Raw genomic sequence first — 19,736 nt, 5'->3', positions numbered from 1 at the left:
CCCCCTAGAATTGACCCCAACACCCGGCACGACCGCCGGGTGGTGACCCGAGGAGCCACCCTTGGCTGCTGAGCTGCACGTCGAGCTGGTCGCCGCGGACCGGAGTGTCTGGTCCGGCGAGGCCACCCTGGTCATCGCGCGTACCACCTCCGGCGACATCGGCGTCATGCCCGGCCACCAGCCGCTGCTCGGTGTGCTGGAGTCGGGCCCGGTGACCATCCGTACGAGCGAGGGCGCGACCGTCGTCGCCGCCGTCCACGGAGGATTCATCTCGTTCGCCGACGACAAGCTGTCTCTGCTCGCGGAGATCTGCGAGCTGGCGGACGAGATCGACGCCCGGCGCGCCGAGCGCGCGCTGGAGCGTGCGAAGACGGACTCCGACGCCGCCGCCGAGCGGCGCGCCGAGGTCCGGCTGCGCGCGGTAGCGGTCCGCTGACGGTCCGCGCCGAGTAGAAGTGCCCTCAGCCGCGGCACGGTCCGGAATACTCCGGAGCGTGTCGCGGCTGAGGCGATGCAGATGCAGGTCGTATTCGGTTCTGCCGGCCGTGCCGGCTACGGGACGCAGCGAGGAGGTCGGTGAAGATGTTCCTCGCTCTGCTCGTGTGCGGCCTGGTCGTCGCACTGGTGGTGATCGGGCTCTTCGTCTTCGGCTTGCGCCGGAGACTGATCCAGCGCGCCGGCGGCACCTTCGACTGTTCGCTGCGCTGGGACGTCCCCGACGAGCCCGATCCGACCGGCAAGGGCTGGGTGTACGGCGTCGCCCGCTACAGCGGTGACGAGATCGCCTGGTTCCGGGTCTTCTCGTACTCGCCCCGCCCGCGCCGGGTCCTGGAGCGCTCCTCCATCGTGGCCCTGGAGCGCCGTATGCCGGAGGGCGAGGAGGAGCTCGCGCTGCTCTCCGACGCGGTGATCCAGCCCTGCATGTACGAGGGCGTCCGCCTGGAGCTCGCGATGAGCGAGGACGCCCGGACGGGATTCATGGCCTGGCTGGAGGCGGCGCCTCCCGGGCAGAGGGTGAACGTGGCCTGAGGCACGAAGGAGCGGGGACGGCGTGCTGCGCCGTCCCCGCTCCTTTTCTTCGGCCCTAGCTCAGGCCGCTGTTGATGGCGCCGACCAGCTCGCCGTTGCCGGTGTCGCCGCTGAACTCCCAGAAGAACGCTCCGCCGAGGCCCTGGTTCTTGGCCCAGCTCATCTTCGAGTTCACGGTGGCGGGGGTGTCGTAGCTCCACCAGTTGGTGCCGCAGTGGGCGTACGCCGTGCCGGCGACGGTGCCGTTGGCCGGGCAGGAGTTCTTCAGGACCTTGTAGTCCTCGATGCCCTGTTCGTACGTGCCCTGCGCCGGGCCGGTCGCCGTGCCGCCGGGGGCGGACTGGGTGACGCCGGTCCAGCCGCGGCCGTAGAAGCCGATGCCGAGGAGCAGCTTGTTGGCGGGGACGCCCTTCGCCTTGAACTTGGCGATCGCCTCGGCGGAGTTGAAGCCCGCCTGCGGGATGCCGGCGTACGAGGTGAGCGGGGAGTGCGGGGCCGTCGGACCCTTCGCCTCCCAGGCGCCGAAGAAGTCGTACGTCATGACGTTGAACCAGTTCATGTACTGCGCGGCGCCCGCGTAGTCGGCGGCGTCGATCTTGCCGCCCGTGGAGGCGTCGGCGGTGACGGCCGCGGTGATCAGGTTGTTGGCGCCGAACTTGGCGCGCATGGCCTGCATCATGTTCTTGAAGGAGGCCGCGCCGCTGGTGTCGCAGGACAGGCCGCAGGCGTTGGGGTACTCCCAGTCCAGGTCGATGCCGTCGAAGACGTCGGCCCAGCGCGGGTCCTCGACCAGGTCGTAGCAGGACTGGGCGAAGGCGGTCGGGTTCTGCACGGCCTGGCCGAAGCCGCCGGACCAGGTCCAGCCGCCGAAGGACCACAGGACCTTGATGTTCGGGTAGGCCTTCTTCAGCTTGCGGAGCTGGTTGAAGTTGCCGCGCAGCGGCTGGTCCCAGGTGTCGGCGACGCCGTCGACGGACTGGTCGGCGGTGTAGGCCTTGTCGTAGTCGGCGTAGGCGTCGCCGATGGTGCACTTGCCGTTCTGGACGTTGCCGAAGGCGTAGTTGATGTGCGTGATCTTCGACGCGGAGCCGGAGGTCACGATGTTCTTCACGTGGTAGTTGCGTCCGTAGACGCCCCAGTTGGTGAAGTAGCCCATCTTCACGGCGTTCGGGAGGGGCTGGCCGCCGCCTCCGCCGGTGGTGCGGACGGTGACCGGGCCGGCGGCGGGGCCGGTCTGGTCGATCGTGTCGCGGGCGACGACGGTGTACGCGTAGTCGGTGCCCGCGGTGAGGCCGCTGTCGGTGAACGTGAGGCCGGTGGTGGTGGTCACCTTGGTGCCGTCGCGCAGGACGTCGTAGTTCTTGACGCCCTTGTCGTCGGTGGCCGCGGTCCAGGTGAGCTTCGCCGAGGTGTCCGTGACGTTCGAGGCGACCGGGGTGCCGGGGGCCGAGGGCGGGTTGTCGCCCGGCTGGGTGGTGCCGTCGCAGGGAGCGCCGTTGATCTTGCAGCCGGTGGGCGCGCCGGAGCCGGTGCCGTTGTAGCCGAAGGTGACGGAGGCGCCGGGGGCGAGGGTGCCGTTCCAGCCGACGTTCTTGGCGGTCCAGTGGGTGCCGGAGCCGGTGACGGTGGCGTCCCAGGCGGAGGTGACGGCGGTGCCGGAGGGGTAGTCCCACTCGACGGTCCAGGAGGAGAGGGTGGTGGTGCCGGTGTTCTTCACCGTCCACCTGCCCTCGAAGCCGGTGCCCCAGTCCTGGGGCTTGGCGTAGGTCGCGGTGGCCGAGGCGGCGGCTTCGGCGGGGGAGGCGAGGCCGATCATGGCGGCCAGCGGCAGGATCAGGGCGGTCAGTCCGGCGGCGGTCCGGTGTCTGAACCCTGCTCTGCGCGTCGGTGCTTGAGTGCTCAACGGTGCTCCTCAAGTTGCGGACGGACAAGGTGGGGGTGGTCCGTGAAGATGCGCGCGCCCCGCGAGCGTAGGAAGGTCTGGACCAATCGTCAAGAGGTCCAGACCAGCGTCGGCAAAGAACTGCTAAACCCCCAACTCCTGTGCCAAGACGGCCGCTTGGACCCTGCTCCGCAGCTCCAGCTTTCCGAGCACCTTGCTGACGTGCGTCTTCGCCGTCGCCTCCGCCATGTCGAGACGGACCGCGATCTCCGCGTTCGACAGGCCGAGCCCCAGCGCGGACAGCACCTCCCGCTCCCGGGGCGTCAGCGCGTCCAGCACGGCGGAGTCCGCCACCGGACGGCTCGGGGCCGCGAACTCCGCGATCAGCCGCCGCGTCACCGCCGGGGCGATCAGGCCCTCGCCGCGCGCCACCGTCCGCACCGCCGTGATCAGGTCCTTCGCGTCCGTGTCCTTCAGCAGGAAGCCCGAGGCCCCGGCCCGAAGCGCCCCGAAGACGTACTCGTCCAGGTCGAACGTCGTCAGGACGAGCACATCGGCGAGGCCCTCCGACACCACCAGCCGGGTCGCGGTCACCCCGTCCGTCCGGGGCATCTGCACGTCCATCAGGACCAGGTCCGGCCGCAGCTCGCGGGCCAGCTCCACCGCCCGCTCGCCGTCCGCCGCCTCGCCGACCACCTCGATGTCCGGCGCGCTGCCCAGGATCAGCACGAGTCCCGCCCGCACCGCGGACTGGTCCTCCGCCACGACCACCCGGACCGTCATGCGTTCCCCGCCCCCTCCTCCGCGGGCAGCACCGCCCGCACCTGCCAGACCGCCCCCGAGGCCGCTGCGCGGAACTCCCCGCCGAGCAGCTCCGTGCGCTCCCGCATGCCCACCAGACCCGAACCCGTGCCGGGCGCGCCCGGCCCCGGCCGCCGCCCGTACGGCGAGTCCACCGTCACCGTCAGCGCCCCGCCGGACCGGCCGACCCGCACCCTGACCGTACCGGGGGCGGCGTGCTTGACCGCGTTGGTCAGCGACTCCTGGACGATCCGGTACGCGGCCAGCTCCACCGGCGCCGGCAGGGAACCGCCCGGGGGACGGGTGTCCTCCAGGACGAACTCCAGGCCGCCCGCCGAGCCGTTCGTCCGGGCCCGCGCGAGCAGCGAGTCCAGGGCGTCGAGACTCGGCACCGCCCCCGGCTCCGACTCCCCGCCGCTGTCCCGCAGCAGTCCGATGAGCCGCCGCATCTCGGCGAGGCCCGCCACGCTGTTCTCCCGGATCACCGTCAACGCCCGCCGGGTGGTGTCCGGTTCGTCGAGGGAGAGCGCCGCCGTGGAGTGGATCGCGATCGCCGAGAGGTGGTTCGCGACCATGTCGTGCAGCTCGCGCGCCATCCGGGCCCGCTCGGCCACCACCGCCTGCGCCCGGTCCATCTCGGCGAGCAGCGCCGTCTGTTCGGCCCGCAGCCTGGCCGCGTCCGCCGCCTCGCGGTGGTTGCGGACGATCGCACCGGTGACGGCCGGCAGGAACGAGATCATGCCGGTGATCACGCCGACGAGCAGCGCGTACGCGTTCTGCCACCAGACCAGGAAGCCGACCGTGACGCCGACGGTGACCAGGCCGGTGCTGTAGGGGACGCGCCGGGCAGAGGAGGGGGAGCCGTACACCACCGCCGCGTAGACGACGTCCGTGAACATGAGGACGGTGACGAGGTTCCCGTGGGTGAACTGGTCCGCCACGATCGCGACCGTGCCCACGGACAGGGCCGTCTGCGGCAGGGTGCGACGCAGGGCCTCCACGGCGGCCATCACGGTCAGCGGGACGAGCGCGGCCCCTTGCTGGTCGAACACGCGGTCGCCGGTCGTGTGGAGCCCGAAGGACCACAGGAGCAGCCCGACGGCGAATCCGGCGACGGCGATGAGCAGGTCGTGAGGGTGCGGGCGGGGGAGCGTCACGCACCCATCCAACACGCCCCCGTGCGCGCGAACCTCCTCGTCGGGGCCGATCCGTGCGCGTGCCGCCCTCCGCCGAAGGATGGAGACGGACTTCGTCACCGACGACGAGGAAACGGGCCGGACCCCACGGGACGCTGGAGGGGACCGAAAGGGGAACCGCCGTGATCGTCACGCTGATCGTGCTCTGCGAGGTCGGCTTCTGGGTCCTGCTGGCCGCCGGCCTCGCCACCCGCTATCTCCTGAGGATGCCCCGGACGGGCATGGCGCTGCTGCTGGGCGAGCCGCTCCTGGAGGTCGTGCTCCTCGTCGTCACGGCGATCGACCTCAAGAACGGCGCCGACCCCAGCGGGAAGCACGGCCTCGCCGCGCTGTACATCGGCTACACCGTCGGCCACGGCCACCGCACCGTGAAGTGGCTCGACGGCCACGCCGCCCACCGCCTCGGCGGCGGCCCGCCGCCCCCGAGGCCCCCGAAGTACGGGACGGCGCGCGCCCGCCACGAGGGTGGGATCTGGCTGGGCTCGCTCGTCGGCGGCGCCGTCGCCACCGTCCTGCTCCTCCTCGCCGCGGCCTACGTCGGTGACGACGGGAACACCGACGGCCTGCGGAGCTGGATGTACGGCGCCTGGCGGGCCGTCGGCATCCACGGTCTGATCGCGCTCAGCTACCTCGTCTGGCGGAAGGAGGACCCGGCCGCCGGTTCAGCGGTCCCCGCCCGGGACCCAGAGCACGTCCCCGACCTCCTTGTTCGCCGTCCGGGCCAGGATGAAGAGCAGGTCCGATAGCCGGTTGAGGTAGGTCGCGGTCAGGGCGTTCATCGTCTCGCCGTGCGCCTCCAGGGCCGCCCAGGTGGAGCGCTCCGCCCGGCGCACCACCGTGCACGCCTGGTGCAGCAGGGCCGCGCCGGGCGTGCCGCCCGGCAGGATGAAGGAGCGCAGCTTGTCGAGCCGCTCCAGGAAGCGGTCGCAGTCGGCCTCCAGCTTGTCGACGTACGCCTGCTCGACGCGCAGCGGCGGGTACTCGGGGTTCTCCACCACCGGCGTGCAGAGGTCGGCGCCCACGTCGAAGAGGTCGTTCTGGATCCGGACGAGGACCTTCACGACGTCCTCGTCGAGCTGCCCGAGGGCGATGGCCGTCCCGATGGCGGCGTTGGCCTCGTTGGCGTCGGCGTAGGCCGAGATCCGCAGATCCGTCTTGGCGGTCCGGCTCATGTCGCCGAGCGCCGTGGTGCCCTTGTCGCCGGTACGGGTGTAGATGCGCGTCAGATTGACCATGCCGTCAGCCTAGTGAGGCACCGGCGCTCCGGAACGTCCGTGTGCCGACCGTCACGGCGACCACCGTGAGCCCGGCCGCGGCGAGGACGCCGTACAGCATCGTGGCGGTCGCGTAGTGGCCGGTGTACGCGTCCCGTACCGCGTCCACCAGATAGCGGAACGGCACGAAGTGCGACAGGACGTCGAGCCAGCCGGGCGCCAGGGCCATCGGCAGCATCAGGCCGGACAGCAGCATCGCGGGCATGGCCAGGGTGTTGATCGCCGGACCGAACTCCTGCGGGCTGGGCAGCCGCAGCGCGAGCACGTGCGACAGCGAGGCGAGCGAGAAGGTGAGCAGGGCGACGAAGCCGAAGCCGATGAGGATTCCGGTGAGCGGCGCCCGCAGGCCCATGAGCAGGGCGGCGAGGACGAGCAGGACGGCCTGGAAGAGGAAGAGGACGGTGTCCCGCAGGGTCCGGCCGAGGAGCAGCGCGAGGCGGCTGACCGGGGTGACCCGCATCCGTTCGAGGACGCCCCAGTTCTTCTCCATGATGACGGCGAATCCCGCGAACGAGGCACCGAAGAGGCCGAGCTGGAGCAGCAGTCCCGGCACGAGGACCTGCCAGGAGTCGCCCGCGCGGCCGAGCGGCAGCCCGGTCAGCAGCGGGCCGAAGAAGAACAGGTAGAGCAGCGGCATCAGCGCGCCGAAGAAGATCTGGAACGGCGAACGCAGGGTCTGCCGGACGTAGCGGCCGAAGAGGACCGCGGTGTCGTGGAGAAGCATCGTGGGGACTCCCGGACGGCTAGTGGACGGCGACGGGCGTGGTGTCGACGGGCGCGGGGCCGCGCCCGGTGACGGAGAGGAAGGCGTCCTGGAGGGTGTCCACGCCGTGCTCGGCCTTGAGCGCGGCGGGAGAGCCCTCGGCGGCGACGACGCCCCCGTCGATGATCACCAGCCGTTCGGCGAGGGCGTCCGCCTCGTCGAGGTAGTGGGTGGTGAGGACGACGGTGGTGCCGTGGTCGTCGCGCAGCCGTCGGACGAGCGCCCAGAGGGCGGCCCGGCTGCCCGGGTCGAGACCGGTGGTCGGCTCGTCGAGGAAGAGCAGCGCGGGGCGGTGGGTCAGGCCGAGCGCGAGGTCGAGCCGGCGCCGCTGACCGCCGGAGAGCGCGGCGGTGCTCCGGTCGAGGAGCTCGGTGAGGTCGAGGTCGCGGGCGAGTTCGGCGGCGCGGGCCGCGGCCTCGGGCCGGGGGAGACCGTAGAGCCTTCCTTGGACGATCAGTTCGGAACGGACGGTCTCCTGCGGGTCGAGGCCGCCGGCCTGGGCGACGTACCCGATCTTCCGCCGCACCGCCACGGGGTCCCGCAGCAGGTCGTGGCCGCAGACGGTGGCGGCGCCGCCGGTGGGCGGCAGCAGGGTGCTGAGCATCCGCAGGGTCGTGGACTTGCCGGCGCCGTTGGGCCCGAGGAAACCGAGGATCTCGCCTGCCCGCACCGTGAGGTCGATGCCCCGGACCGCGTACACCTCGCCCTGTTTCGTCCGGAAGGTCCGGGAGAGCCCGGACGTGCTGATGATTGCCATGGTGACTACAAAAACAGAGTGACTGGAAATTTGCAATGTATCCAAAATTTCAGGCCACCTAGGATGACGCCATGGCTGAAGGGCTCAGGGAGCGCAAGAAGCGCCAGACGAAACAGCGGATCTCGGACATCGCGACCGGGCTCTTCCTGGAGCGCGGCTTCCAGGCCGTGACGGTGGCGGAGATCGCGGAGGCCTCCGACGTCTCCGTCAACACCGTCTACAACTACTTCCCGGCCAAGGAGGACCTCTTCCTCGACCGGATGGAGGGCGTCACCCACCGCCTCGCCCGGATGATCCGCGGCCGCGACGCGGGGGAGTCCGCCGCCCAGGCCGTGCTCCGCGAGATCCGCGGCCACGTCACCGCCGTCTCGCCCGCCTACGGACTGATGGACGGCTACGCCGACTTCATGCGGGTGATCGACGAGGCCCCCACCCTCCAGGCCCGGCTCATGACCCTCCAGCAGGAGGTCCGCCGGACCACCGTCGCCGCCCTGCGCGAGGAGGTCGGCACCGGCCCCGACGACCCCATGCCCCTGCTCGTGGGCGGCCAGATCGCCTGGATCCAGGACGCCGTCGTCGAGTTCATCAGCGACGGGATGACCGCCGGACGGAAGGCGACCACCGTCTCCCGCGAGGCCCTCGACCTCCTCGACGAGATCGAGGAGCTGCTGGGCGAGAAGGTCCTGACGTACGCCGTGCGCCAGGGCTGAGCCCTCCTCCGGCCGCGCGGGGGGTGTCGCGGGTGTGACGTCCGTCAAAGAGGGCGTGACGCGCATTACTTCACGGTCACATGGCGGCCCGCGACCGCTAATCTCCGCCGGAGAGCCAGAAGTGAACAGGCGTTAAAGGGGTGGAACATCGTGGCCAGGAAGCTCGCCGTCATCGGGGCCGGACTCATGGGGTCCGGCATCGCGCAGGTCTCGGCACAGGCGGGCTGGGACGTCGTCCTGCGTGACGTCACCGACGCCGCCCTGACCCGCGGCACCGACGGCATCAAGGCGTCGTACGACAAGTTCGTCGCCAAGGGCAAGCTCGCCGCGGAGGACGCCGAGGCCGCCCTCGGCCGGATCACCGCCACCACCGAGCTCGACGCCGTCGCCGACGCGGACGTCGTCGTCGAGGCCGTCTTCGAGAACCTCGACGTCAAGCACGAGATCTTCCGCTCGCTCGACAAGATCGCGAAGGACGGCGCCGTCCTCGCCTCCAACACCTCCGCGATCCCGATCACCAAGATCGCCGCGGTGACCGAGCGCCCCGAGGCCGTCGTCGGCGTCCACTTCTTCTCGCCCGTGCCGATGATGCAGCTCGTCGAGCTGGTCCGCGGCTACAAGACGAGCGACGAGACCCTCGCCACCGCCCGCGCGTTCGCCGAGTCCGTCGGCAAGACCTGCATCGTCGTCAACCGCGACGTCGCCGGCTTCGTCACCACCCGCCTCATCTCGGCCCTCGTCGTCGAGGCCGCCAAGCTCCACGAGTCGGGCGTCGCCACCGCTGAGGACATCGACATCGCCTGCAGGCTCGGCTTCGGCCACGCCATGGGCCCGCTCGCCACCGCCGACCTCACCGGCATCGACATCCTGGTGAACGCCGCCAACAACATCTACACCGAGTCCCAGGACGAGAAGTTCGCGCCGCCGGAGCTGATGCGCCGGATGGTGGATGCGGGTGACATCGGTCGCAAGAGCGGGCAGGGCTTCTACAAGTACTGAGTCCGGCCCGCCGTCCCGCCTCACTCCGTGGGGTGAATTTCGGTATCGGTTCGCTGACAAGGCGCAACGTATCTGCCGGTGCGGCAGTCAGTTGTTGCGAAGACGGAGCACTCTCGGGGAGCGCATATGCACATCAGGGGCGACCACGTCGAGCTGGTCGTCGGGGGCCGCCTCGACGTCCGCAGCGCGGCGGACGCCCGTACGGTCCTGCACTCGGCCGTCGACGACGGAGTCGGCGACCTGGTGCTCGACCTGACCGGCCTCGACTCCTGGGACGCCACCGGACTCGGCGTCATCATGGGCGCCCACCGGAGGGCCGGCCGCTGCGGCCGGCGCCTCGTCCTGCGCGGGGTGCCGCCCCAGATGCAGCGGCTCCTCGTCGCCACCCGGCTCCACCGCATCCTCGCCATCGAGGGCGGCCTCGCCCTGGAATCCCTTCCCCGCGTGTGACCCGTCCCGGCCCCGCCGCCCGTGAAGCAGCCGTGCGAACCAGGCGTCACGCGCAATCCTCACAAGACCGTGACGTCTTGGTCTCGGGAGCACCCCGGATGTTCCCGAGCCGCTGACCACGGTCTAGGGTTCGGTCGCCCGCACATTGACGGACCCGCCTGCACATGGGGCGGACCCACCGGCGGGCACCGGACACCGCTTCTTGGGGGCTAGGACCATGGACCCGATCAACCCTGGGTCGGAGGAGTACGGTCACGACACCGAGGGCGAGGAGGCCCACCAGGGCCGAGGCATGCCCGCGCCGGCGCCCGTGCCGACGCCCGCGCGCGCCCGTGTCGTCCGGCTCGTCTCCGGCGAACTGCTCCTCACCGTCAACCCCGTCGACGGCAGCGAGATCGAACCCTGCCCGCCCGGCCGGGAACCGGCGGCCCCCCGCCCCCGCACCCCCGAGGAGCGCGCCGAGGCCGCCCGCGCCGTCGCCCCGCCCGTCCCGCCCGGCCCTCCCGCACCCGAGCTGCCCTTCCTCGAACGCCAGGAGGAGCGCGAGCGGCTCGCCGGCATCCTCCGCCAGGGCCGCTGCGCCCGCCTGATCGGCTCCCCCGGCTCCGGACGCACCGCCCTCCTCGACGCCGTCGCCGCCGACTGCGCCGACCTCGCCCCCGACGGGGTCGTCCGCCTCTCCGGCCGCCACCGCACGCCCACCGCACTCCTCCGCGAGCTCTTCGCGGCCGTCCGGCACGCCCCCGACCAGCGCCCCGACCGGGCCGCCCTGCTCGACCGGGTCCGTGACATCGGCGCCGTGGTCGTCGTCGACGACCTGGAGTTCGGCGGCGCCGCCCTCGACGAGCTCCTCGCCGCCGCCCCCGAGTGCGCCTTCCTCCTCGCCGCGGGCCCCGAGACGCCCGCCCCCTCCGCCGACGCCCACGTCGAGGAGGTCCTCCTCGCCGGCCTCGGCCGCGCCGCCGCCCTCGAACTCCTGGAGAGCGCCGTCGGCCGCGCCCTCACCGAGGAGGAGGCCAACTGGGCCGGCGACCTGTGGTTCGAGTCCGAAGGCCTCCCGCTCCGCTTCGTCCAGGCCGGTGCCCTGCTCCGGCAGCGCGACCGGCTGCGCGTCACCCCCGCCGAGTTCGACGCCTTCGGCGCCCTCGAAGAAGCCTTCGGCCCCACCGGCCCCGCCGCGGCGGCGGCCTTCGACGGCATCGACGACCCCGACGTCGAGCTGCGCGAGATACCGCTGCCCAGCCTCGGCGAGGGCGCCGCGCCCGCCGCCCTCCTCGCCTCCCGCCTCAGCCGCGCCGCCCAGTCCGCCCTGCGCTTCGCCGTCGCCCTCGGCGGCGAGGTCCCCCACCAGGCCCACCTCCCCGCCCTCGTCGGCGACACCCACGCCGACGCCGCCCTCGGCGAACTCATGGCCTGCGGACTGCTCTCCCCGGCCGGTCCCCGCTACCGGCTCGCCGCCGGCGTCCTCACCCAGCTCCTCGCCCACGGCTACGACCACGGGGCCGCCGACCGCGTTCACACCCTCGCCCAGCACTACGCCTGGTGGGCGGGCCACCCCTCCGTCACCCCCGAACGGGCCGCCGCCGAGGCCGACGCCCTGCTCGCCGCCCTCACCGCGCTGATCCCCGGCACCGGCGAACCCGCCGCCGAACACCGCGCCACCGCCGTCCTCCTCGCCCGCGCCGCCGCCCCCGCCTTCGCCGCCGGACTGCACTGGGGCGCCTGGGAGCGCGCCCTGCGGGCCGGTCAGGAAGCCGCCCGGCTCACCGGCGACGTCGCCGAAGAGGCCTACTTCCACCACGAGCTCGGCGTCCTCGCGATCTGCGCCGGAAACCTGGAACGCGCCCGCGCCGAGCTGGAGGCCTCCATCGGCATGCGCGGGGTGCTCGCCGACAAGCGCGGCACCGTCGCCGGCCGCCGGGCGCTCGCGCTCGTCTCCGACCTCTCCGGAGAGCACCCCGCCGCGATCGCGCCGCGCGCCGACGAACCCGTCTCCCCGCCGCGCGGCACCCCCGCCCTGCGCGGCCCCGCCGCCCGCCCCGCGAGACCGGAGCCCGTCACGGCCCCGCTGCCGGGCGGACCCGCCCGGACCCCGGCGGCGGCCCCGACCCCCGCCTTCCCCGCCTTCGCCGACGGGGCCCCGACGGTCCTCACCCACCCCGACGCCGACGGCCGCCGCCCCGGCCTCGCGGGCGGCATCCTCAGCGGCGCCCGCCGCAACCTCGTCGCCGTCGGAGCCGGTGCGCTCCTCGTCGCCGTCCTCGGCACCGTCGTCACCCTCGGCGCCACCTCGGGCAACGGCGAGAACCCCGCCACCGACCGCGTCACCTCCGACAGCACCACGAACGAGAGCGGCACCGAAGACGGCCTCGACGAGGAGGAGCCGCCGGCCGACGGCGAGACCGGCCCGGCCGAGACGGGCGCGGCGACCCGCTCGGGCTCCCCGAGTCCGTCGGGCCCGGGCAGCACGCCGCCGTCCGCGTCGACGGACCCGTCGGACCCGGGCTCGCCCTCTCCTTCGGACAGTCCGACGGCGACGACGTCCCCCACCGGGACGAAGCAGCCCACCGGGGGAACGACGACGACGGCCCCCACCGCGACGGGCGGGCCGCGCCCGACGACCACGTCACCGAAGCCGCCGTCGACCACCCCCGCGCCGACGACGACCGAGCCGACCACGACGGCCCCGCCGACCACGACGGCCCCGCCGACGACGACCGCACCTCCCGCGACCGGCGAGACCACCACCCTCGGCGCCCCCTCCACCTCCGGCACCACCGCCGACTCGGAGCCGCCGGCCTGACCCCGTACGGACACGACGACGGCCCCGGGCGCGCTCACCGCACCCGGGGCCGTCCCCGTGCTTCGTACTCCCGCCGCCGCTAGAACAGCCGCAGCTTGTCGTCCTCGATGCCGCGCAGCGCGTCGTAGTCGAGGACCACGCAGCCGATCCCGCGGTCCGTCGCGAGGACCCGTGCCTGCGGCTTGATCTCCTGGGCAGCGAAGACGCCCTTCACCGGCGCGAGGTGCGGGTCGCGGTTGAGCAGCTCCAGGTAGCGGGTCAGCTGCTCGACGCCGTCGATCTCGCCGCGCCGCTTGATCTCCACCGCGATCGTCCCGCCGTCGCCGTCCCGGCACAGGATGTCCACGGGGCCGATCGCGGTCGGGTACTCGCGGCGGATCAGGGTGTAGCCCTCGCCGAGGGTCTCGATGCGGTCGGCGAGCAGCTCCTGGAGGTGCGCCTCGACGCCGTCCTTGATGAGGCCCGGGTCGACGCCCAGTTCGTGCGAGGAGTCGTGGAGGACCTCCTCCATCGTGATGATCAGTTTCTCGCCCGCTTTGTTGATCACGGTCCAGATGCCCGCCTCGCCGTCGGCACCTTCCTTCAGCGTGCACGGCGGGGACATCCAGTTGAGCGGTTTGTACGCCCGGTCGTCCGCGTGGATGGAGACGCTGCCGTCTGCCTTGACCAGGATCAGACGGGGTGCGGAGGGCAGGTGGGCGGTGAGCCGGCCCGCGTAGTCCACGGAACAACGGGCAATGACGAGACGCATGGTCGGCAACGCTACAAGACGGGCGCTCTTCCGCGCGATTCGGGCATCGCCCCGACGGCGCGTGGGGGTCCTCGTGAGCCGAACACCCGTCGGTTATCAGCCGGTTGTACGCCCATTCTTCTGGTGTCGCCCGGACCGCGCGCTTACCGTGGAAGCTGGAGGTCGTCGTCCGTGCACGCTGCGTGGCGCACGGCCGGCCTTCACCCCTGCCCGCAAGACCCCGTCCGCGGGGTCGCGAGAGGAGAACCCATGTCGCTCGACGTCTCACCGGCCCTGTTGGAACAGGCCGAGCGAGGCGAGGTCGACGAAGCCGACTTCGTCGACTGCGTCCGGACCTCCCTGCCCTACGCATGGGAGATGATCAGTTCTCTGGTGGCACAGCTGAAGGTCGACGGCGGAGAGTTCGCCGACAACCAGACGCCGCCGCCGAATGAGCAGGCACGTGGTCAGCTGCTGCGCGCACTCGCGAGCGATGCCATTCGCGGCGCGCTGCAGCGGCACTTCGGGGTGCGCCTCGCCTTCCAGAACTGCCACCGCGTGGCGGTCTTCCCACTGGACCCGTCGGTGGACGAGCGACTCGCCCGCTTCACGTCCGTACGGGGACAGCTGCTGAACCAGTCGCCGGAACTGCGCGACTGCTGAGACATGGTGCTGCCGCTCCGCACCGCGGGAGAACGCGATCGATGCGAGCCGACGCGCATCGCCGCCGAGGAGCGCGGAAGCGGCAGCACAGTCAGCACCGCTCCCGTGAGGGCCCTCACACCAGGAGCGGCAGGACCTCCGCGCCCAGGCGCCGGACGTTCTCCTCGGTCGCCGCGAGGTCGCCCGAGCCCTCCGCGAGGAGGGCGAAGCGCGTGATGCCCGTACGCTCCGCGGTCGCCGCGAGCCGGTCCGCCGCCCGCCGGGGCGTGCCCACCGGGTGCAGTCCGCACAGCAGCTCCGTGTACGCCACGGGGTCCCGCATCGCCCGGTGCCGGCCGTCCACCGTCACGTGCGCGTCGAGCCCCTGCTTCAGCCAGCCCGGCATCGCCTTGACCAGTGCCTCCGCCGCGTCCGCGCCCCGGTCCGCGAGCTGGGCCACCCCCGCCGAGACGTGGTCGGCGCCGATCCGCGCGATCTCGTCCGGGTCCCGCCCGGCCTCCCGCGCGCACCGCGCCCAGGCCGCGACCATCTCGGCCTTGTCCTCGTCGCCGCAGTGCATGCCGAGCAGCATCGGCAGGCCGCGCTCCGCCGCGAGCCGGACGCTCTTCGGCGAGGTGCAGGCCACCACCACCTCGGGGGCGGCCGCGCCGCCGAGCAGCTCGTCGGGGCGGGGCACCACGGGAACCTCGCGGAAAGCGAATCGCTCACCCTCGGCGCCGACGCGCGGCTCGGTGAGCCAGCGCAGCAGCAGGTCGAGCGATTCGGGGAACCCCTTCTCGTACGCCGCCAGGCCCGAGCCGAAGACCTCCAGGTCCACCCAGGGCCCGCCCCGGCCCACCCCCAGGGTGAACCGGCCGCCCGAGGTGAGGTGCAGCAGCGCCGCCTGCTCGCCGAGGGCGACCGGGTGGACGGTCGGCAGCACGCTCACCGCCGTGCCGACCCGGAGCCGCCGGGTGCGGCCGAGGAGCAGCGCGGCCAGCGTCACGGCCGAGGGGCAGACCCCGTACGGCACGAAGTGGTGCTCGGCCAGCCAGACGGAGTCGAGCCCCTCCTCCTCCGCCACCTCGGCGGTCCGCACCGCCCGGTGCAGTGCCTCACCCTGGCCCTGGCCCGGGAACTGGGCTGCCAGAACGAACGTACCCACGCGCATCGCCTTCTGCCTCCTTGCGGCCGACGCGTATCTCCCCTCGCACTGGCATCAACGTCTGACACGTGCCAAAGGCAACGGCCGTTCATGAAGTTCTTGCGATTTTCGGCTAAGCCCTCCCGGGCGGGGCCCGGGGCACCGCGTGGCGGCCCGTAGGCTGGAGGGAACGGTCCGTGTTCCCCGACCCCGTGAGGTGTGCCCGTGTCCCCGCGTCACAACCGTTCCCGAGGCGGCGAGAAGCCCGTGCAGCAGGGCGACCACGGCGACCGGTACGGCGGCGCGCAGCGCACCGAGACCTGGCAGGGCGAGGAGTGGTACGTCCGGCTCGTCGCCGGGGCGAGCGCACCCGGCAAGCGCTACCGCTGCCCGGGCTGCGACCAGGAGATTCCGTCCGGCGCCCCGCACGTGGTCGCCTGGCCGGAGTGGGGCGGGGTGGACGACCGCCGCCACTGGCACAAGGCCTGCTGGAACGCGAAGGACCGCCGCACCAGCAGGGTGCAGCGGTCCCGCAACGCGCCGAGGTACTAGCCCCTGCGCGTCCCCTCACACGTCCCGGGCGTTCAGCAGGGCGTACGCGCCGCCCAGCGCCGCCGCCGCGACCGCCGCCATGATCAGCAGCGGCTCCCAGCCCGCCGGACCCGAGTCGCCGAACGGGGGACGCTCGCTGTAGAGCGAGATCATCTGCGAGGGGATCGCGTAGGTGAACAGGAACTTCTGCACCGACTGCAGCGTCTGGTTGAACATGAACAGGGCCGCCACCAGCGGCAGCAGCAGCAGGCCGATCATCACGGTGATCGCCCCGGCCGAGTGCCGGATGAGCGTGCCGACCGCCATCGAGAGCAGCCCGAGCGCCGCCAGATAGGCGCCCGCTCCCACCGTCGCCCGCAGCCATTCGGAGGTCGTCGGCTCGCCCGCGTCCACCATGGCGACCTGGGCCACCGCCACGAGCGTCGTGACGACGGTGGTGAGCGCGAAGACCAGCAGGAAGAAGACGATCGCCTTCGCCGTGAGCACCCGGCCCCGGCTCGGGCAGGCCGTCAGGGTCGTCCGGATCATGCCCGTGCCGTACTCGGAGGCGATCGTCAGGACGCCCAGCGTGATCACGCAGATCGAGGCCGGCAGCATGCCGAAGAAGCCGAAGCCGAGCGCGGACTCCTCGCCCATCGGGGCCTCGGAGGCCGCGGCGATGGCGGCGACGCCGATCCCGATGCCGACCATCAGCAGGATCATCACCCCCAGCGTCCACATCGTCGAACGCACCGAGCGGATCTTCGTCCACTCGGAGGCGAGCGCGTCACCGAGGTGCGCGGCGCGGACCGGGATGGGCGAGACGTAGGAGTGCGGAGCCGGGGCGTGGTGGTGGGCGGGGGCGGTCATCGGACGTCCTTCGAGGTGTCGTCGCTCGGCTGCGGGAGACCCGGCTGCGGGGCGGCCGGAGGGGCGTACGGACCAGGCGCGGGGGCCTGCGGACCCGACGCGGGAGCCTGCGGGGCCCCGGCGTACGGGTTCTGCGCGGGGGCCTGCGGGGCCGCGCCGTACGGGTTCCGTCCGGGCGGCGGCGGGGCGTACCACCCCTGCTGCGGCACGTCCTGGACCGGCGGCTGCGGCGGCATCCCGTACCCCGGCTGCCCGGGCTGCACCGGCGGCTGGAGGTGGGCGAGGCGGTCGTCGGTGGAGCGGTAGTCCACGGCACCCTGCGTCAGCCGCATGTACGCCTCCTCCAGGGAGGCCTGGTGCGGGGACAGCTCCCAGAGCCGCACGTCCGCGTCGTGCGCGAGGTCGCTGATCCGCGGCAGGGGCAGGCCCGTCACGCGCAGCGCCCCGTCCGGCTCCGACAGCACCTGGCCGCCGGCCTCCATGAGCACCGACGTCAGCTTCTCCCGCTGCGCCGGCTCGGTCCCCGGCGTCCGCACCCGGGCGAAGTCGGCGGAGTTCGCCGAGATGAAGTCCTTGACGGGCATGTCCGCGAGCAGCTGCCCCCGGCCGATCACGATCAGGTGGTCGGCCGTCAGCGCCATCTCGCTCATGAGGTGGCTGGAGACGAAGACCGTGCGGCCCTCGGCGGCCAGCTTCTTCATCAGGTTCCGCACCCAGAGGATGCCCTCGGGGTCCAGGCCGTTGACGGGCTCGTCGAAGAGCAGCACCTGCGGGTCGCCCAGGAGCGCCGCCGCGATGCCGAGCCGCTGGCCCATGCCGAGCGAGAAGCCCTTCGAGCGCCGCTTGGCGACGTCCTGGAGACCGACCACGCCGAGGACCTCGTCGACGCGCTGCGCCGGAATGCCGGCCAGCTGCGCGAGCGACAGCAGGTGGCTGCGCGCGCTGCGGCCGCCGTGCACGGCCTTGGCGTCGAGGAGCGCGCCGACCTGCCGGGGCGCGTTCGGCAGCTGCCGGAAGGGGTGGCCGCCGATCGTGACGTGACCCGCGGTGGGCCGGTCGAGCCCCAGGATCATGCGCATGGTCGTCGACTTGCCGGACCCGTTGGGCCCCAGGAATCCGGTGACGACACCGGGCCTCACCTGGAAGGAAAGGTTGTACACGGCCGTCTTGGCGCCGTAGCGCTTCGTCAGGCCGACTGCCTCGATCATTCTCCAGCCCCATCGACAGGTCGGTCGCATCCATGTCGGGGCGTGGCGGCCGTCGGCCGGAGCCCCCCGTATGAGCTAGGAGCTTATCCAGCCGTTGACGGTTGCGGCCAAGTCCGGGGAATCAGGCGTCCCGCTCCTTCAGCACCAGATAGCCGCCGCCGAGCGCCGCCACCACCCAGAGCACCATGATCCCGAGTCCGCCCCACGGGCCGTACGGGGCCGCCTCCGAGTTCATCGCGTCGGGGACGACCCGCATGACCTTCGAGCCGGCCTGGTCGGGGAAGTACTGCGCCACCTCCTTGGCCTTCGGCACCGCCGAGAGGATGTTCGAGACCAGGAGGAGGAAGGGCACCAGGATGCCGAGCGACAGCATCGACGAGCGCAGCATCGCCGCCACGCCCATGGAGAACACCGCCAGCAGCCCCATGTAGAGCCCGGCGCCGACCACCGCCCGCAGCACCCCGTCGTCCCCGATGGAGGCCCGGTGCCCGCCGAGCAGCGCCTGCCCCAGGAAGAAGGCGAGGAAGCTCGTCGCGAGCCCCACCAGGAGCGCGAGGCCGCCCGCGACCGCGATCTTCGAGAAGAGGAAGGTCGCGCGCTGCGGCACGGCGGCCAGCGAGGTGCGGATCATGCCGGAGGAGTACTCGGTCCCCACCACCAGGACGCCGAAGACCACCATCGCCAGCTGCCCCAGGATCATCCCGGAGAAGCTGACCAGGGTCGGGTCGAAGGTGAGCCTCTCGGCCTCCCTCATGTCGTCGAAGGTGGCGTTCGTCAGGGCGCACAGCGCCGCGCCCATCGCCACCGTGACGAAGAGGGCGCTCGCCAGCGTCCAGACGGTCGACGACACCGTCCGGATCTTGGTCCACTCGGACTGCAGTACCGCGGATGCCACCGCCATCGTTCAGGCTCCCTCGGAGGTCGTGCCCCAGCGGGGGCCGGGCGCCGCGGCGCCGCTGTGAACATCGGTGCCCTGCGCGTGGTACTCCACGGCAGCGGCCGTCATCTGCATGAACGCCTCTTCGAGGGAGGCGCGCTGCGCGCTCAGCTCGTGCAGCACCAGACCGTTCTCCGCGGCCAGTTCGCCCAGCTTCTCCGTCGTCGCCCCGTCCACCTCCAGGGTCCCGCCGCCGGCCTCGACCACGACGAATCCGTTCGCGCGGAGCACGTCCCGCAGGCGTTCCTGCTGCGGCGAGCGCATCCGCACATAACTCCGGGAATTCTGCTGGATGAAATCCGCCATCGAGGTGTCGGCCAACAGTTTCCCCTGCCCGATCACGATCAGGTGATCCGCCGTCAGCGCCATTTCACTCATCAGATGGCTGGAAACGAAGATCGTCCGGCCCTCGGCCGCCAACGCCTTCATCAGATTGCGGATCCAGTGAATTCCCTCGGGGTCCAGACCATTGACGGGTTCGTCGAACATCAGGATCTCGGGATCTCCGAGGAGCGCCGACGCGATCCCGAGCCGCTGCCCCATGCCGAGGGAGAAGCCCTTCGACTTCTTCTTCGCGACCGCCGTCAGACCCACCAGGTCCAGCACCTCGTCCACCCGGCTCGCCGGGATGCGGTTGGACTGCGCCAGACACAGCAGGTTGTTGTAGGCGGAACGGCCGCCGTGCATCGCCTTCGCGTCGAGCAGCGCCCCGATGTACTTCAGCGGCTCCGCCAGCTCCCGGTAGTGCTTGCCGTCGATCCGGACCGTCCCGCTCGTCGGGTTGTCCAGGTCGAGCATCATCCGCATCGTCGTCGACTTGCCCGCCCCGTTCGGCCCGAGGAAGCCGGTGACCACACCAGGGCGGACCTGGAAGGAGAGGTGGTCGACCGCCGTCTTCGCCCCGTAGCGCTTGGTCAGGCCCTCAAGCTCGATCATGCGTCCCAACCTACGGGCGCGCAAAACCCCCCGCCACCGGAATGACGGGGGGTTTTCGGACGAGCCGCGGGCTC

21 protein-coding genes are annotated in these 19,736 nt (G+C 72.2%); 9 read left to right on the top strand and 12 right to left on the bottom strand.

The window, feature by feature from the left end:
• Nucleotides 1-61: 61 nt before the first annotated feature.
• Both ACZ66Z_RS06275 and ACZ66Z_RS06270 read left to right on the top strand, forming a co-directional pair.
• Nucleotides 62-436 carry a F0F1 ATP synthase subunit epsilon gene (locus tag ACZ66Z_RS06275; protein ID WP_469932838.1) on the top strand — a complete coding sequence of 125 codons (375 nt, stop codon included), beginning with the start codon at nt 62-64 and terminating at the stop codon, nt 434-436.
• 146 nt (nt 437-582) lie between these two features.
• On the top strand, nt 583-1,029 hold the full coding sequence (locus ACZ66Z_RS06270) for a DUF2550 domain-containing protein (protein ID WP_469932837.1): 447 nt from the start codon (nt 583-585) through the stop codon (nt 1,027-1,029).
• Nucleotides 1,030-1,084: 55 nt separating this feature from the next.
• On the opposite strand, the gene ACZ66Z_RS06265 is transcribed toward ACZ66Z_RS06270, so the two are convergent.
• The 3 genes from ACZ66Z_RS06265 to ACZ66Z_RS06255 form a co-directional block, all read right to left on the bottom strand.
• On the bottom strand, nt 1,085-2,932 hold the full coding sequence (locus ACZ66Z_RS06265; RefSeq protein ID WP_469932836.1) for a glycosyl hydrolase family 18 protein: 1,848 nt from the start codon (nt 2,930-2,932) through the stop codon (nt 1,085-1,087).
• A gap of 123 nt (nt 2,933-3,055) precedes the next feature.
• Nucleotides 3,056-3,694: a response regulator gene (locus ACZ66Z_RS06260; protein ID WP_469932835.1), complete on the bottom strand. Its 639-nt coding sequence runs from the start codon at nt 3,692-3,694 to the stop codon at nt 3,056-3,058.
• Nucleotides 3,691-4,869 carry a sensor histidine kinase gene (locus tag ACZ66Z_RS06255; RefSeq protein ID WP_469932834.1) on the bottom strand — a complete coding sequence of 393 codons (1,179 nt, stop codon included), beginning with the start codon at nt 4,867-4,869 and terminating at the stop codon, nt 3,691-3,693. The genes ACZ66Z_RS06260 and ACZ66Z_RS06255 overlap by 4 nt, the downstream gene beginning before the upstream one ends.
• A 161-nt stretch (nt 4,870-5,030) precedes the next feature.
• Between ACZ66Z_RS06255 and ACZ66Z_RS06250 the strand changes: the two genes are divergently transcribed.
• Entirely contained in the window at nt 5,031-5,654 is a 624-nt protein-coding gene (locus ACZ66Z_RS06250) for a hypothetical protein (RefSeq protein ID WP_469932833.1), read from the top strand.
• On the opposite strand, the gene ACZ66Z_RS06245 is transcribed toward ACZ66Z_RS06250, so the two are convergent.
• Genes ACZ66Z_RS06245 through ACZ66Z_RS06235 form a run of 3 tightly spaced genes read right to left on the bottom strand, consistent with a single transcriptional unit; the run spans nt 5,571 to nt 7,702 of the window.
• Complete coding sequence (locus ACZ66Z_RS06245) at nt 5,571-6,143, bottom strand: cob(I)yrinic acid a,c-diamide adenosyltransferase (RefSeq protein WP_469932832.1); 573 nt, start codon at nt 6,141-6,143, stop codon at nt 5,571-5,573. The two genes, ACZ66Z_RS06250 and ACZ66Z_RS06245, sit on opposite strands and share 84 nt — an antisense overlap.
• Nucleotides 6,144-6,147: 4 nt before the next feature.
• Complete coding sequence (locus tag ACZ66Z_RS06240) at nt 6,148-6,906, bottom strand: ABC transporter permease (protein WP_469932831.1); 759 nt, start codon at nt 6,904-6,906, stop codon at nt 6,148-6,150.
• 19 nt (nt 6,907-6,925) lie between these two features.
• The gene (locus ACZ66Z_RS06235) at nt 6,926-7,702 is read right to left on the bottom strand and encodes an ABC transporter ATP-binding protein (protein WP_469932830.1); all 777 of its coding nucleotides are present in this window, start codon (nt 7,700-7,702) and stop codon (nt 6,926-6,928) included.
• A gap of 71 nt (nt 7,703-7,773) precedes the next feature.
• Between ACZ66Z_RS06235 and ACZ66Z_RS06230 the strand changes: the two genes are divergently transcribed.
• From ACZ66Z_RS06230 to ACZ66Z_RS06215, 4 genes are all read left to right on the top strand, one after another.
• Complete coding sequence (locus tag ACZ66Z_RS06230) at nt 7,774-8,412, top strand: TetR/AcrR family transcriptional regulator (RefSeq protein WP_469932829.1); 639 nt, start codon at nt 7,774-7,776, stop codon at nt 8,410-8,412.
• 150 nt (nt 8,413-8,562) lie between these two features.
• Nucleotides 8,563-9,411, top strand: a complete 849-nt coding sequence (locus ACZ66Z_RS06225) for a 3-hydroxyacyl-CoA dehydrogenase family protein (protein ID WP_469932828.1) — start codon at nt 8,563-8,565, stop codon at nt 9,409-9,411.
• Between the two features lie 126 nt (nt 9,412-9,537).
• Nucleotides 9,538-9,861: an STAS domain-containing protein gene (locus ACZ66Z_RS06220; RefSeq protein WP_030210572.1), complete on the top strand. Its 324-nt coding sequence runs from the start codon at nt 9,538-9,540 to the stop codon at nt 9,859-9,861.
• A 217-nt stretch (nt 9,862-10,078) separates the two neighbouring features.
• Complete coding sequence (locus ACZ66Z_RS06215) at nt 10,079-12,664, top strand: ATP-binding protein (RefSeq protein WP_469932827.1); 2,586 nt, start codon at nt 10,079-10,081, stop codon at nt 12,662-12,664.
• Nucleotides 12,665-12,743: 79 nt separating this feature from the next.
• Here the strand turns inward: ACZ66Z_RS06215 and nucS are convergent, their stop codons facing one another.
• A complete protein-coding gene (nucS, locus tag ACZ66Z_RS06210; RefSeq protein ID WP_469932826.1) occupies nt 12,744-13,415 on the bottom strand; it encodes an endonuclease NucS in 672 nt (223 codons plus the stop codon).
• A 249-nt stretch (nt 13,416-13,664) separates the two neighbouring features.
• Here nucS and ACZ66Z_RS06205 point away from each other — a divergent pair, with 249 nt between their 5' ends.
• Complete coding sequence (locus tag ACZ66Z_RS06205) at nt 13,665-14,057, top strand: SCO5389 family protein (RefSeq protein ID WP_015036224.1); 393 nt, start codon at nt 13,665-13,667, stop codon at nt 14,055-14,057.
• Nucleotides 14,058-14,172: 115 nt separating this feature from the next.
• On the opposite strand, the gene ACZ66Z_RS06200 is transcribed toward ACZ66Z_RS06205, so the two are convergent.
• Complete coding sequence (locus ACZ66Z_RS06200) at nt 14,173-15,207, bottom strand: LLM class flavin-dependent oxidoreductase (protein ID WP_469932825.1); 1,035 nt, start codon at nt 15,205-15,207, stop codon at nt 14,173-14,175.
• A 198-nt stretch (nt 15,208-15,405) separates the two neighbouring features.
• Here ACZ66Z_RS06200 and ACZ66Z_RS06195 point away from each other — a divergent pair, with 198 nt between their 5' ends.
• The gene (locus ACZ66Z_RS06195; protein ID WP_469932824.1) at nt 15,406-15,732 is read left to right on the top strand and encodes an ATP/GTP-binding protein; all 327 of its coding nucleotides are present in this window, start codon (nt 15,406-15,408) and stop codon (nt 15,730-15,732) included.
• Between the two features lie 15 nt (nt 15,733-15,747).
• On the opposite strand, the gene ACZ66Z_RS06190 is transcribed toward ACZ66Z_RS06195, so the two are convergent.
• The 4 genes from ACZ66Z_RS06190 to ACZ66Z_RS06175 form a co-directional block, all read right to left on the bottom strand.
• A complete protein-coding gene (locus ACZ66Z_RS06190) occupies nt 15,748-16,581 on the bottom strand; it encodes an ABC transporter permease (protein WP_469932823.1) in 834 nt (277 codons plus the stop codon).
• On the bottom strand, nt 16,578-17,789 hold the full coding sequence (locus tag ACZ66Z_RS06185) for an ABC transporter ATP-binding protein (RefSeq protein WP_469932822.1): 1,212 nt from the start codon (nt 17,787-17,789) through the stop codon (nt 16,578-16,580). Before ACZ66Z_RS06185 ends, ACZ66Z_RS06190 begins: the two co-directional genes overlap by 4 nt.
• Nucleotides 17,790-17,910: 121 nt before the next feature.
• The gene (locus ACZ66Z_RS06180; protein ID WP_469932821.1) at nt 17,911-18,690 is read right to left on the bottom strand and encodes an ABC transporter permease; all 780 of its coding nucleotides are present in this window, start codon (nt 18,688-18,690) and stop codon (nt 17,911-17,913) included.
• 3 nt (nt 18,691-18,693) lie between these two features.
• Nucleotides 18,694-19,662: an ABC transporter ATP-binding protein gene (locus tag ACZ66Z_RS06175; protein ID WP_469932820.1), complete on the bottom strand. Its 969-nt coding sequence runs from the start codon at nt 19,660-19,662 to the stop codon at nt 18,694-18,696.
• Between the last annotated feature and the right edge of the window lie 74 nt (nt 19,663-19,736).

The sequence above is a fragment of the Streptomyces sp. NPDC107498 genome (assembly GCF_055582805.1).
Note: the sequence above shows the minus strand (reverse complement) of the source record. Positions and strands in the feature narration are given on the sequence as shown.

Bases quoted from the DNA above. Each gene is read 5' to 3' on its own strand.
- ACZ66Z_RS06235 (WP_469932830.1), bottom strand. From the start codon at position 7,702: ATGGCAATCATCAGCACGTCCGGGCTCTCCCGGACCTTCCGGACGAAA.
- ACZ66Z_RS06220 (WP_030210572.1), top strand. From the start codon at position 9,538: ATGCACATCAGGGGCGACCACGTCGAGCTGGTCGTCGGGGGCCGCCTC.
- nucS (WP_469932826.1), bottom strand. From the start codon at position 13,415: ATGCGTCTCGTCATTGCCCGTTGTTCCGTGGACTACGCGGGCCGGCTC.
- ACZ66Z_RS06180 (WP_469932821.1), bottom strand. From the start codon at position 18,690: ATGGCGGTGGCATCCGCGGTACTGCAGTCCGAGTGGACCAAGATCCGG.
- ACZ66Z_RS06190 (WP_469932823.1), bottom strand. From the start codon at position 16,581: ATGACCGCCCCCGCCCACCACCACGCCCCGGCTCCGCACTCCTACGTC.
- ACZ66Z_RS06175 (WP_469932820.1), bottom strand. From the start codon at position 19,662: ATGATCGAGCTTGAGGGCCTGACCAAGCGCTACGGGGCGAAGACGGCG.
- ACZ66Z_RS06245 (WP_469932832.1), bottom strand. From the start codon at position 6,143: ATGGTCAATCTGACGCGCATCTACACCCGTACCGGCGACAAGGGCACC.
- ACZ66Z_RS06270 (WP_469932837.1), top strand. From the start codon at position 583: ATGTTCCTCGCTCTGCTCGTGTGCGGCCTGGTCGTCGCACTGGTGGTG.
- ACZ66Z_RS06185 (WP_469932822.1), bottom strand. From the start codon at position 17,789: ATGATCGAGGCAGTCGGCCTGACGAAGCGCTACGGCGCCAAGACGGCC.
- ACZ66Z_RS06260 (WP_469932835.1), bottom strand. From the start codon at position 3,694: ATGACGGTCCGGGTGGTCGTGGCGGAGGACCAGTCCGCGGTGCGGGCG.
- ACZ66Z_RS06230 (WP_469932829.1), top strand. From the start codon at position 7,774: ATGGCTGAAGGGCTCAGGGAGCGCAAGAAGCGCCAGACGAAACAGCGG.
- ACZ66Z_RS06240 (WP_469932831.1), bottom strand. From the start codon at position 6,906: ATGCTTCTCCACGACACCGCGGTCCTCTTCGGCCGCTACGTCCGGCAG.
- ACZ66Z_RS06200 (WP_469932825.1), bottom strand. From the start codon at position 15,207: ATGCGCGTGGGTACGTTCGTTCTGGCAGCCCAGTTCCCGGGCCAGGGC.
- ACZ66Z_RS06205 (WP_015036224.1), top strand. From the start codon at position 13,665: ATGTCGCTCGACGTCTCACCGGCCCTGTTGGAACAGGCCGAGCGAGGC.
- ACZ66Z_RS06215 (WP_469932827.1), top strand. From the start codon at position 10,079: ATGGACCCGATCAACCCTGGGTCGGAGGAGTACGGTCACGACACCGAG.